The organism is Arthrobacter sp. UYP6, from assembly GCF_040547315.1.
GTDB lineage: Bacteria > Actinomycetota > Actinomycetes > Actinomycetales > Micrococcaceae > Arthrobacter_B.
This window is the reverse complement of the sequence record NZ_JBEPPM010000013.1, coordinates 119,981-129,382: the sequence shown is the minus strand read 5'-3', so window position 1 is coordinate 129,382 and position 9,402 is coordinate 119,981. Positions and strand designations below refer to the sequence as shown.

The following is a 9,402-nucleotide window of genomic DNA, read 5'->3' as shown; positions in this document are numbered from 1 at the left end:
ACCGTCTGCACCTGCCCATACCCAACAGAGCCCGCCTCCAAAGCCTGCAGAGTCCCCGTATGAGAAGAACACAGGGCCCCGGCCTCACCCATCAGCGCCTTCGCCGTCCCGGCCGGCAGGTGCAGGATCGCAGCAGCTTCCTCCGCCGCCAAAGAGAACGTCAACCCCGGATCCTCCCCGCCGGTGACTCCCAGCAAATCCTCCCGGAAAATGACCTCCACCCGGTTCAGCACCTTCGCCTGCTGGGCCTGCGCCCACCGCACCACATGACCCAGCCGGGCCAGCACCCTACCAGCCTCCTCCTGGGTGAAGGCCTCAACACCCTGCAACACCAGGGCCCCGGTAAACCCGTCCCGATACCCACCGGCACCCGCCGCCGCAGCCGCCCCCGGCTCAGCCTCATAAACCGCCAGGCTGGGCACTGAATCCCTTCCTGACTCCCGCCCTGAATCTCTTCCCGTATCCGGGACAGCCCCCTGCCCGGCACCGGCGGAATCACCGGTGCTGTCCTCGGGAAAAGATCCGTGCTGATCCATGACTTCAGGCTTTCACCTGCCACTGACATTCCTATCTCCGGATGCCTCAAAAAGAGCCTCAAAAGCTCCGAAACCGGCCCGTTTCAGACCCGCCAAATACCCGTCTTTCTGGAGAAACTACCTGCTCACAGACGGGGATGCCTGCCTCTGGCCTCCACTACCTCGGCACCATCCCACCACCGGAAAACCCTTCCTGAGCAGCCACCAGCAGCCAAAAGGCGCAAGGGCTCTCCCATTATTTTCGCCTTGCCTCCGTAAAATCTTCGGCTCACCGAACTTTTGTGCTAACTTGCTGTCATGAGCCGGATGACCACACGCCCTTCGACAACAAGCCGGGCGCCTGACCCACATGAACCCCCTGGCGCTAAAAGCGCCACAGTGCTGCCCCCTGCCCCCAAACGCCTGATCTGGATGCTCGGACCGGCACTGGTTGCAGGCGTCGCCTATCTGGATCCGGGGAACGTGGCCAGCAACATGACCGCCGGTGCCCGCTTCGGTTATCTGCTGGTGTGGGTGGTTGTCGGAGCCAACATCATGGCGTGGCTCATCCAGTACCTGTCCGCGAAACTCGGGCTGGTCACAGGCAGGTCCCTGCCCGAGCTGCTGGGACAACGGATGGGGCACAAGGCCGGACGCCGCCTGTACTGGCTCCAGGCGGAACTCGTGGCGATGGCCACCGATGTGGCGGAGGTGATCGGCGGCGCCGTTGCTTTGTGGCTGCTGTTCGACCTGCCGCTGCTGCTCGGCGGGATTATCACGGGTGTGATCTCCATGGCCGTCCTGGGCCTTCAGGGCAGCGGCCGGCACCGGTCGTTTGAATACGTCATTGTGTCCATGATGGCGATCATCGCCGTTGGCTTCACGGCCGGCGTTGTCATTTCACCGCCCGACGCCGGCGCCGTGGCAGGCGGGCTGGTCCCCCGCTTTGAAGGCAGCGAATCGGTGCTGCTGGCGGCATCAATCCTCGGCGCCACGGTCATGCCGCACGCCATTTACGCGCATTCGGCACTGACCCGGGACCGCTTCCCTGAGCGCAGCGTTTCGCTGACCACTCCGCGGCTGATCCGCGCCACAAAGTGGGACGTGACAATTGCGCTGGTAGTGGCAGGAACCGTAAACCTGGCTATCCTGCTGCTGGCAGCCAGCTCCCTGCAGGGAGTCGCCGGAACCGATACCCTGCAGGGCGCCCACGCCGCGATCGCCGCGTCCCTGGGCGGCGCCGTGGCAACCCTCTTCGCCGTCGGGCTGCTCGCCTCGGGGCTGGCCTCCACCTCTGTGGGCGCCTACGCCGGTGCCGAAATCATGCAGGGGCTCCTGAAGGTCCGGATGCCCATGCTCCTGCGCCGGCTGATCACGCTGATTCCCGCACTGCTGATCCTGGCAGCGGGAATTGATCCGACCTGGGCGCTCATCCTGAGCCAGGTGATTCTTTCCTTCGGTATTCCCTTCGCCCTGATCCCGCTGGTATGGCTGACCTCGCGGCGCGAGCTAATGGGCGCACACACCAACCGCTGGTGGACGACGGCGCTGGGCGTGGTGGTGGCCATCCTGCTGGTGGGGCTGAACATCACGCTGCTGGTGCTCACCTTCAGCGGCGCCGCCTGAAGCGAGCATGCGGTGGTGGCGGTCAGGATACTGATGCCCTGATCAGTCGCCCAGGTTTCCTTCCACCAGTGCGGTGGCAATACTGTCCGCATCCTGCTGCGCGGCCAGGTAGCGCTCCGCATCAAGGGCGGCGGCACAGCCGGTGCCGGCCGCGGTAATGGCCTGGCGGTAGCGGTGGTCCACGGCGTCCCCGCAGGCAAAGACGCCGTCAGCGGTGGTGGCGGTGGTGGGGGCGGCAACGGTGATGTAGCCCTCCGGATCCAGGTCCACCTGACCATGCAGAAGCTCGGTCCGCGGCACATGTCCGATGGCGACGAACAGACCGTCCGCCGCGAGCTCACGTTTTTCTCCCGTGACGGTGTCGGTCAGGGTTACCCCGGTGACCTTGTCCGAGCCGTGCACCGCCGTCACTTCACTGTTCCACTCGAACCGGATCTTCTCGTGGTTCCTGGCCCGGGTGGCCATGATGCGCGAGGCCCGCAGTTCACCGCGGCGCACAATGACCGTGACGGTCTTGCCGAACCGGCTCAGGAACAGTGCCTCCTCCATGGCAGAATCCCCGCCGCCCACCACCAGGATGTCCTGGTTACGGAAGAAGAAACCGTCGCAGGTGGCGCACCAGGAGATACCGCGCCCGTTGAGGCGTTTTTCTTCGGGCAGGCCCAGTTCCTTGTATGCGGATCCGGTGGCCAGGATGACGCTGCGCGCCTTGTACTTCTCCCCGCTGCCGGTCTCCACCCGCTTGGTGTGCGCGCACAGATCCACCGACACGACGTCGTCGTACTGGATAACAGCACCAAACTTTTCCGCCTGCCGGCGCAGGTTCTCCATCAGGTCCGGGCCCAGGATACCGTCCGGAAAGCCGGGAAAGTTCTCCACTTCGGTGGTGTTCATCAGGGCTCCCCCGGCGGTCACGGACCCGGCGATGACCCGCGGTTTCAGCCCTGCCCGGGCGGCGTAGATGGCGGCTGTATATCCGGACGGGCCGGAGCCGATGATGATGACCGGATCTGTAGTCATGATGCTCCGTTCATGAGGTGCTCAAAGCGCGGTGAATCCCAGTGTGACCTCCCCGGCTCCGGCAGTGAAGAAGTTCCGCCCCGGAGCACCCATAATGGACCGATGCCCTCCACCTCGCTTTCTGCCGTGCCCCGGCGCCCCTCCGTCGAGCTGCTCCAGCTGCCGCTGGCCGCCATCGACGCTCTTGCCACGGGGGACCTTGACACCGCCAACCGGCACTCGCCCGTGCCCCTTACCCCGCACTTCTCTTCCGACCGGCGCCCCCTGTGGAAATTCCGCAGTCTCCAGTTGGCGGCAACGCCCGACGACGCCGGCTGGGTCACCGGGGCGTTGATCGACCGGGCGTCGGGACAGGCAGTGGGCTGCGCCGGGTTCCACGGCCCGCCGGATGCGGAAGGCATGGTGGAGCTGGGGTATTCAGTGGACCCCGTCTTCCGCCGCCGCGGCTACGCGCGGGCGGCGCTGGAGCTGCTGCTGGCGCGGGCCGCGCGGGAACCGGAGGTCCGCACGGTGCGGGCAACCATCAGCCCGGACAACGAAGCGTCCCGGAACCTGGTGCTGCAGTACGGATTTGTTGAAAACGGCTCCCAGTGGGATGAGGAAGACGGGCTGGAGATCATCTTCGAAGTTGCCGCGGGCGCCGCACAATAACCTTTAGTCGCACAGGGACTTTTGGCCGTTCAGGGACTTTTGGCCGTTCCTCATTCGTTGTGCCGCAGCCGTCGGAGCTGGACCCGGATGTAGCGGGTCAACGCAGCCCAGATCAGCAGCAAAAGAGCCGCGGGGAGGAAGAAGAGCGTGGACAGCTCCCGGTCCGGGGAGGTCAGCTCCAGCACCAGGAAACCGGCCAGCAGTACGCCGGCGGCCAGACAGAACCAGAACAGGATTCGCCAGAACAGCACCAGCCGCTGCGCGCCCGCGTCCGGGTCCATGTGCCTCTCCTGCCGCAGACTTCAGGGGGTTACACTCTTTTCGAGCGTAGGCACGCCACGGTTAGGCTGGCCAGATGCTTTCCGAAAACCTTTTCGCCGATCAGGCCACCCTGACCACAGCCCGGCTTCGCCTGGAACCGCTGGGACCCGAGCATTTCGACGGCGCCTGGGCGGCCCTGCAGGATCAGGACGCACGGCGCCTGACCGGAACCCACGCCGAATTCACCCCGGAGCAGATCCGAGGGTGGCTGGCCGGGCTCGCCGCGCGGCAGGACCGCGGGGACTGGGCCGTCATCCGCCGAGCTGACGAACAGCACCCGGAGGAACGGTATTTGGGTGAGGTGGTGCTGAACGATCTTGACACCGAAAACGAGTCGGTGGGATTCCGGATCGCCCTCTCCCCGGCTGACATTCTGGGGCAGGGGTACGGCACCGAGGCGACGGCCGCCGTCGTCGGGCACGCGTTTGATGACTTGGGCCTGCACCGGGTGGCACTGGAGGTCTTTGCGTTCAATCCGCGCGCCCAGCGCGCCTATCAGAAGGCCGGATTCGCGGTGGAGGGCCGCCAGCGCGAGGCCCTGTTCTGGGACGGAGCCCGGGTGGACGCGGTCAGCATGGGGATCCTGGCACGCGATCCGCGGCCCGCCCTGACCGTGTAATAGCCGTGTAATTCAGCCGATACGGCGACGGATCTGAACGGCGGCCAGCAGGGTGAACACCACGATCATGGCGGCAAGAATAAAGACCACATACGTGTTGGTGACGGCCCAGTCCCCCACCGCCGCAGTGATGCCGAAGGTTTCCTGCAGCTCGGTGGCCGCCTCGGGCTGGCCGCTGGTGAGGGCCTGCAGGGAATCAGCCGTCATCTCCTGCCGGATCGGCAGGGCTGCCTGCATGAACGGCAGCGCGCTGACCGCTGTGCGCACTCCTTCGGGCAGGGCGCCCACCGGAATATAGGCACCGGCCAGGAAACCGAGGATGGTGCCCACAATGGTCGAGAGGGCCGAGTACGCCCCGGCGCTGCGCACAAAGGACACCGCAAAGGCGCTCAGCGCCGCGAATGCCACGCAGCTCAGCGCCAGGAAGCCGTACACCGCGGCGATTGCTCCGGCGTCGAAGCTGACTCCGTCCACCACATACAGGTAGGCCAGGCTGATGATCAGCACCACTGTGGTCATGATCAGGGCAACGACGGCGGCGGAGAGCAGGTAGCCCACAATCAGTGTTTCGCGGCGGATCGGGGAGACCAGGAAGTCCCGGAACCGGCCGGAGGACGAGTCCTCCACAAACACGTTCAGCGCCCCCAAGCCGGTGGTGATCGAGGTAATACCCACAATTCCGGCGAACATCCAGGTATCCACGAAGCCCTTGACGTCCTCCCTCGTGGCTGCGGGAAAGGACTGCTGAAGGTTGTCGATCTGGTTGCTGCCCAGGAACAGCGTGTAGAGCAGGAAGAGGATCAGCGCCGAGAGCAGCGAGAAAAACACGCCCATCCGGTCGCGGAAGAACAGCCGCAGGTTGCGGGACATCAGGGTTCCGACGGTCTTCATGCCGTTTCCCCCTCGTGCCCGGTCAGAGCCAGGAAGACGTCATCCATGGTGCCGTGCCGGAATTCAAAGTCCTCCACAGCGTCGCCGTGCTCCGTCAGGATCCGGCGGGCCGTCCCTGCGCTGTCCACCACAAGCCGCACCACGCCGCCGTCGTCGTCCTCGCGGAGATCTGCGCCCGCAGCGGCCGCCAGCGCCAGCAGGGACGGACGATCCGCGGTGGTGACGCTCAGGACGGAGCTGCTGTGCCGGGCCCGCAGCTGCGCGGGAGTGCCGTCGGCGATAATCCGTCCGCGTTCAATGATGCACACGCGGTCCGCTTCCTCTGTTTCCTCCATGTAATGCGTGGTCAGGAAGACGGTCAGCCCGTGCCGGTCCCGGAGCTCACGGATGGTGGACCAGACCATGGCGCGGCTGGCCGGGTCAAGCCCGGCGGTGGGTTCGTCCAGGAAGAGGATCGACGGCGAATGCAGCAGCGCGCGGGCAATGTCCACGCGGCGGCGCTGGCCGCCGGAATAGGTGCCGTAGCGGCGGTCCACAAAATCATCGATTCCGATCATGGCGCTCAGTTCCTTGATCCGGACGTCATTGGCGGCGGCGTCGGCCGAATAGAACTTGGCCCGCGTCCGCAGGTTTTCCCGGCCGGTCAGCAGCGGGTCCAGCACCGAATCCTGGAAAACAACACCGATATCCTTGCGCACCTCCCCGGCTTCGCTGCGCACGTTATGCCCGCTGACGGTGGCATCACCGGCGTTAAAGGAAAGGACGGTGGTGAGACAGGAGATGGTGGTGGACTTTCCGGCGCCGTTGATCCCCAAAAACGCGAAGACGCTGCCGGCCTGCACCTCAAAGGAAAGATCGTCAACGGCCGCGGTAGCACCGTATTTCTTGGTCAGCCCGCGCACAGATATGGCGGTGTCTTTGCTTATGGCCACGATTCCCCCGGATCCTCCGGCAGCAGCGGCCGGGTTTTTCTGAAGTCTAACGGGAGGGCTGGTGCAGCTCCTCCCATTCAAAGGGCGTGGTCTCATTGTTTTCCCAGTCCTGCCGGAGGATGGCGTAGGCGACCGAGGCCACCCTGGTTCCCTCCGCGGTGGGCCAGGCGAGGCGGTAGTGGGCCTCTTTGAGGAACCCGGCCTTGAGGAAGGTCCGGCGCATGGGGATGTTGTCCTCCCTCGTCTGACCTTCGAACCGCACGGGATCGGGGAACTCTTCAAAGACCAGCGAGCACAGCTGCTTCAGGACCTGCGGACCCAGGCCCCGGCCGCGGAATTCCTCCGCCAGCCGCAGGTCAAACATGGGAGTGTCATCTTCCAGGTCATCGAGCACCACCATTCCCACGGTCTCGGCATCAGCGAGGATCCAGTAACCCACAGATTCCGTCGACCAAAACCTGCCGCTGTCCACAGCTTCGCGTGCCGACTCTGCCGAATGTTCGGCCTTCATGTGGAACGGAAACCGATTTGAGGTCAGGAAATGCACAATGGCCTCGGCCTCAGGCACTGATTCGACCATGGGGCGAAAGTTAATATCCATGGTGGGACCCTAGCGGACGCCAGTAGGGTGTTGGTCATGAGGTGTCCATCAGCATTCCTACCCAGAGTCGGGGATATTCATGAGACGAGTTGTTTCAACCGGGGAAATCACCGTTGAGTCTGCGGCACGGAATCTGCAGGACTATTTCACCGAGATTATGCCGCGGACCGGCAGGGTCCGCAGCAGTTCGCGGTTTGATTCCTGGGCAGGTGGCGGTGATGCCCCTGATGTGGTGAACCGGTTTACGGCCGACGACGTCGTAGCCGCCTCCTTCCGATCGGTGAAGATACCGGCCCGCACGGCGGTCGCCCTGCTGGACACCAGGGCCGGGGACATCTCCGATCTGCTGGCCTCCATCCCGGCAGACATCGATCTGCCCGACGCCGATCCGGTGCGGGATCTGGGCGCGGACAGTCCTGCTCGCCGGCTCTGGAACCTCCTGCGCGGTAAGCACGACGACGACGGCGGCTGGGGTGTGGGCCCGAGCACCGCCAGTAAACTCCTGTCCCGGAAGCGACCCCGCCTGATTCCGGTATACGACTCCATCATCCGCAGGGTCACCGCGCTGCCCGGCCCCAAGGACCAGTGGCAGTACTGGCACTCCTCCTTTGCCGACGGCGTCCTGGCTGAACGGCTGGCGGAAATCCGGGAAAAGTCAGGTATCACCGAGCCCATCTCAGACCTTAGGGCCTTGGACATTGTGCTGTCCATGCACGGCAAACGGCAGGGATTCGAGCCGCAGGAGGAAGATCTGGAGACCTGAGTTCCGCCGGCCCGCAGACCCAAGGAACACCTCCGCTGCAGCTAGGATTCACTCGGTGTTCTCACACATGGTTCAGTTCCTGCCGACCCGTTCCGACCAGTGTCGCGGCCAGGATCCGTGCGGCGGTGTCCCGGCCCATCCGGACGGCGCCGTCCACGTGCTGGTACCCCTCCGCGGCCAGATCCGAGGACGCCCAATAGATTGACCCGACCGGCGTGAGCTGGTCTGCGCCGTAGCGGTGCAACCCGCCCAGGTCATAGCTGGCGGCGTATGCTCCCCGGGTCCATTCCTCCGAGCCCCAGTCGGATTCGTAATACACCACCGGTTCCAGTGCCTTCGGGCCCAGGCAGGCGGCCATTGATTCCAGAATGGCCTGCCTGCGGTCAGCAGCATTTAGCCGGAACATGGCATCAGCTTTTTCATCCGGCACAAAGGCCACGAGGGTGCCCCGGGGATCTTCATGGTTGGTGTTGTCATAGATTTCCTGCACGGCATCGGATGGATTGAAGCAGGTTCCGGACAGTCCGGCCTCCCGCCAGAACGGAGTCTCATAGACGGCATGGACCTTGATCACCAGGCCCAGCGACTGATGCTGGTGCATTTGGTGCTGCAGACGCGGCAGCGGAGGTTCGAAGGAAACCCGCGAGTAGAGGTTTGGCGGCACCGCCATGATGGCGAACCGGGCCGTCACGGTGGTGCCGTCGGCGAGAGCCGTAACGCCGCCGTCGTCATTCCGGCGCAGCGTCCGGACCGGAGTGCCAAGCACCACACCCGAGCCCAGTTTTTGGGCCAGACGCTCGGAAACCTGCTGCATGCCTCCGATAACCCGCTTATCCAGCAGGAAATCCTCGTCGACCAGATTCGTGAAGGAACCGGCAGAAGCAGCCATCAGGACCGCTTGCAGGGCGGAAAAGGCGTGCGCGGGCTTGGTGAGCATACCCCCGGCCAGGAACAAGCCGATGTTGTGGCACGCCGCCTCGTCGGCAGATTCGCTGCGCAGCCAGTGCTGCAGGGAAACCGTGTCCAGCTCACGGGCACGCGGGTGCGCCCAGGGAGCGGCCGGATCGGTTTCGGCGGCAAGCTGGTCCAGCACAGCGATCAGCCGGTCCATTTCCTGCTGCGTCGCCTCGGGCACCGGGAACAGGCTGCCTGCATACTGGGTCCGGGTGCCGTCGGGATCCATGTAGACGGAGTCACCGGCTCGGTACCGGTCAAACATTTCCAGCCCGAGCTCACTGAGCAGGTCTTTCAGCGCCGTCTGGTCGGGAGACACCCACTGCCCGCCGATTTCGAGCATGGCCCCGTCAATGCGGTCGGTCCAGGTGCGTCCGCCAACCCGGTCCCGGGCCTCCAGAACAGTAACCGAAAGCCCCGCCTTCGTCAGCTCCCAGGCTGCCGTTAAGCCGGTGGTGCCGGCGCCAATGACAACAACATCGGATTCAAGCATGTTCATACGTACCTCT

At 64.7% G+C, this 9,402-nt stretch carries 11 protein-coding genes; 4 read left to right on the top strand and 7 right to left on the bottom strand.

The genetic code is table 11. The features are described from left to right. Nucleotides 1-422, bottom strand: a 422-nt coding sequence (locus ABIB35_RS12490; protein ID WP_354181844.1) for a hypothetical protein, incomplete at its 3' end; no start/stop codon positions are given. Between the two features lie 420 nt (nucleotides 423-842). Here ABIB35_RS12490 and ABIB35_RS12485 point away from each other — a divergent pair. Beyond that, nucleotides 843-2,141, top strand: a complete 1,299-nt coding sequence (locus ABIB35_RS12485) for an Nramp family divalent metal transporter (RefSeq protein WP_502915783.1) — start codon at nucleotides 843-845, stop codon at nucleotides 2,139-2,141. Nucleotides 2,142-2,183: 42 nt separating this feature from the next. On the opposite strand, the gene trxB is transcribed toward ABIB35_RS12485, so the two are convergent. Further along, nucleotides 2,184-3,161, bottom strand: coding sequence for a thioredoxin-disulfide reductase (gene trxB, locus ABIB35_RS12480; protein WP_354181840.1), 978 nt, complete (start codon nucleotides 3,159-3,161; stop codon nucleotides 2,184-2,186). 102 nt (nucleotides 3,162-3,263) lie between these two features. Between trxB and ABIB35_RS12475 the strand changes: the two genes are divergently transcribed. Then, a complete protein-coding gene (locus tag ABIB35_RS12475) occupies nucleotides 3,264-3,812 on the top strand; it encodes a GNAT family N-acetyltransferase (RefSeq protein WP_354181838.1) in 549 nt (182 codons plus the stop codon). 50 nt (nucleotides 3,813-3,862) lie between these two features. Here ABIB35_RS12475 and ABIB35_RS12470 read toward each other — a convergent pair whose 3' ends face one another. Next, entirely contained in the window at nucleotides 3,863-4,093 is a 231-nt protein-coding gene (locus tag ABIB35_RS12470; protein WP_354181837.1) for a hypothetical protein, read from the bottom strand. A gap of 74 nt (nucleotides 4,094-4,167) precedes the next feature. Here ABIB35_RS12470 and ABIB35_RS12465 point away from each other — a divergent pair, with 74 nt between their 5' ends. Then, the gene (locus ABIB35_RS12465; protein ID WP_354181835.1) at nucleotides 4,168-4,752 is read left to right on the top strand and encodes a GNAT family N-acetyltransferase; all 585 of its coding nucleotides are present in this window, start codon (nucleotides 4,168-4,170) and stop codon (nucleotides 4,750-4,752) included. 12 nt (nucleotides 4,753-4,764) lie between these two features. On the opposite strand, the gene ABIB35_RS12460 is transcribed toward ABIB35_RS12465, so the two are convergent. The 3 genes from ABIB35_RS12460 to ABIB35_RS12450 are packed head-to-tail and all read right to left on the bottom strand — an operon-like array spanning nucleotide 4,765 to nucleotide 7,176. Further along, the gene (locus tag ABIB35_RS12460) at nucleotides 4,765-5,643 is read right to left on the bottom strand and encodes an ABC transporter permease (RefSeq protein ID WP_354181833.1); all 879 of its coding nucleotides are present in this window, start codon (nucleotides 5,641-5,643) and stop codon (nucleotides 4,765-4,767) included. Further along, nucleotides 5,640-6,575 (bottom strand): ABC transporter ATP-binding protein, encoded by a 936-nt coding sequence (locus ABIB35_RS12455; RefSeq protein ID WP_354181831.1) that lies wholly within the window; start codon nucleotides 6,573-6,575, stop codon nucleotides 5,640-5,642. The genes ABIB35_RS12460 and ABIB35_RS12455 overlap by 4 nt, the downstream gene beginning before the upstream one ends. A 46-nt stretch (nucleotides 6,576-6,621) precedes the next feature. Continuing rightward, complete coding sequence (locus tag ABIB35_RS12450) at nucleotides 6,622-7,176, bottom strand: GNAT family N-acetyltransferase (protein ID WP_354181829.1); 555 nt, start codon at nucleotides 7,174-7,176, stop codon at nucleotides 6,622-6,624. A gap of 79 nt (nucleotides 7,177-7,255) precedes the next feature. On the opposite strand from ABIB35_RS12450, the gene ABIB35_RS12445 reads away from it, so the two are divergent. After that, nucleotides 7,256-7,939: a DUF6308 family protein gene (locus ABIB35_RS12445; RefSeq protein WP_354181827.1), complete on the top strand. Its 684-nt coding sequence runs from the start codon at nucleotides 7,256-7,258 to the stop codon at nucleotides 7,937-7,939. A 61-nt stretch (nucleotides 7,940-8,000) separates the two neighbouring features. Here the strand turns inward: ABIB35_RS12445 and ABIB35_RS12440 are convergent, their stop codons facing one another. Next, nucleotides 8,001-9,392 (bottom strand): flavin monoamine oxidase family protein, encoded by a 1,392-nt coding sequence (locus ABIB35_RS12440; RefSeq protein ID WP_354181850.1) that lies wholly within the window; start codon nucleotides 9,390-9,392, stop codon nucleotides 8,001-8,003. Nucleotides 9,393-9,402 lie beyond the last annotated feature (10 nt).